General features: G+C 65.4%; 3 protein-coding genes. All 3 read right to left on the bottom strand.

The window, feature by feature from the left end; all coding sequences use genetic code 11:
• Positions 1-142, bottom strand: a 142-nt coding sequence (locus tag IEZ00_RS38255; protein ID WP_189227542.1) for a helix-turn-helix domain-containing protein, incomplete at its 3' end; no start/stop codon positions are given.
• Between the two features lie 311 nt (positions 143-453).
• Positions 454-636, bottom strand: coding sequence for a DUF397 domain-containing protein (locus IEZ00_RS34440; RefSeq protein ID WP_189227541.1), 183 nt, complete (start codon positions 634-636; stop codon positions 454-456).
• A 9-nt stretch (positions 637-645) separates the two neighbouring features.
• Positions 646-1,488, bottom strand: a complete 843-nt coding sequence (locus IEZ00_RS34435; protein WP_189227540.1) for a helix-turn-helix domain-containing protein — start codon at positions 1,486-1,488, stop codon at positions 646-648.
• Between the last annotated feature and the right edge of the window lie 189 nt (positions 1,489-1,677).

Raw genomic sequence — 1,677 nt, 5'->3', positions numbered from 1 at the left:
TCTCAATGGTGTAGATCTTCTTGTCCGAGCAGCCGAGTGCCCTGGCGGCATCATCGCGGTTCAGCTCGGCCGCTTCGCGGAGTCGCCGCAGCTCCTCCCCCAGCTCCGCCTTGTAGAGGGTCGCGTTCCGCTGCTCCGCCATCACTCCTGCTCTCCTCGGTATGCGCGGCCAAGTCTGCATCACCGCAGGACCGCACATGATCTACCCGATCGTGGGACTTCGCGGTTGTAGAAAACCTGTCTTCTGGGGTTTAGCTTGGAACACACTTCAGTCGACCAGCGGAAGGTCACTCATGGACACTTGGTCGGACTTCAGCGCTCCGCCCGACCCACACCCAACCGCTGGCGCGGTGGTCAGGGGGACCGCCGCCGCCACCGGCCAAATCGACGCGATGGGACCTGCGTCGAGTCGCAGCGGAGGCCGCGTCCACAGTGGACGCGGCCTCCGAAGGATCAGCCGTCGAACCGGCCGGTGCGCACCTCATCCAGGAACACCGCAAGTCCGGCCTGCCCGAACCGCAGCACGGGACCGCTCGGGTTCTTCGAGTCACGCACCACGTCCCGCGTGTGGCCCAGTTCGACGCAGCTCGACTCCTGCCCGGAGCGGGACGACTTCTTCCAGCGGGGCTGCTCCATAACCACTCCCTACTCGATGTGCTCGGCGATGAACTTGACGCTGTCCTCTGGGCTCATCGCCCGCTCGCGGAGTCGTCCCGCGAGAACCCGGTATTCCGCTACGTCTCCCTCGTTGTAGAGGAAGACACCAGAACGGTGGTGTTCGAGGTGCACGATCGCCGGGTCATCGGTGAACTCGAAGAGGATGAACGGCCCGACTCGTCCGGGGTGCCACTCGTAGCTGAAAGGCACGACCTGGATGGTCACGGTCTCCAACTCGGTCATCTTCACCAAGTGCCGCAACTGGTGGTTGCGCACGGTCGGCGATCCGATGCAGTAGCGGACGGCGGCTTCCCCTACCAGCGCGGTCAGGTGCAGCGGTCGCTCCGCGCGGGTCAGCGCCTCACGACGGCTCACCCTCAACGCCACCTTCGCTTCGACCTCCGGCGGCTCGATGCCGTCGCTGAGGATGGTCCGCGCGTAGTCCCCTGTTTGCAGCAGACCGGGGATCAGGTCCGAAGACCACTCGGTGACGTGCTCGGCGATGCGCTCACAGTCCAGTAGCACCGCGAGTTGCTCGGTCATGCCCGGTATCCCGCTGGCCAACCAGTCCGGTTCGTGCGCGTGCTTGGCCAACTCCTCGATCCGCTCGCGCTCGGCACCGGTCACGCCCAGCGCGGTCAGCAGCTTCTCGACCTGATGCCGCTTGGGCACGAGCTTTCCGTTTGACCACAAGCTGATCGTCCCGTGCGAGACGCCGACTCTTGCGCCCAAGTCGCGCACGGTCACCCCGGATGCGGTGATCACGCGGCGCAGTGCGGCCGCGAGCGCACGGGTGCGCGGCGAGCCAGCCGAGTTCGTCACGATCAGCACCTTACGCAGCACCGACAGTCATAACGCCACCACCTGAACGTGTAATTGCGAGCTCGGTTACTAAACGGGACCTTCGTATAGCAACCGTGCTCCGCTGGCAGGAGGTCACACATGGACACCTGGACGGCCTTCAGCGCTCTGCTCGGCCTCTACCTGACCGCCGCCTGCGCGGCACTCGCGCTGGTCACC

It is taken from the genome of Saccharothrix coeruleofusca (genome assembly GCF_014648515.1).
Taxonomy (GTDB): domain Bacteria; phylum Actinomycetota; class Actinomycetes; order Mycobacteriales; family Pseudonocardiaceae; genus Actinosynnema; species Actinosynnema coeruleofuscum.
The sequence above is the reverse complement of the archived record's forward strand: the minus strand, read 5'-3'. Positions and strand labels throughout refer to the sequence as shown.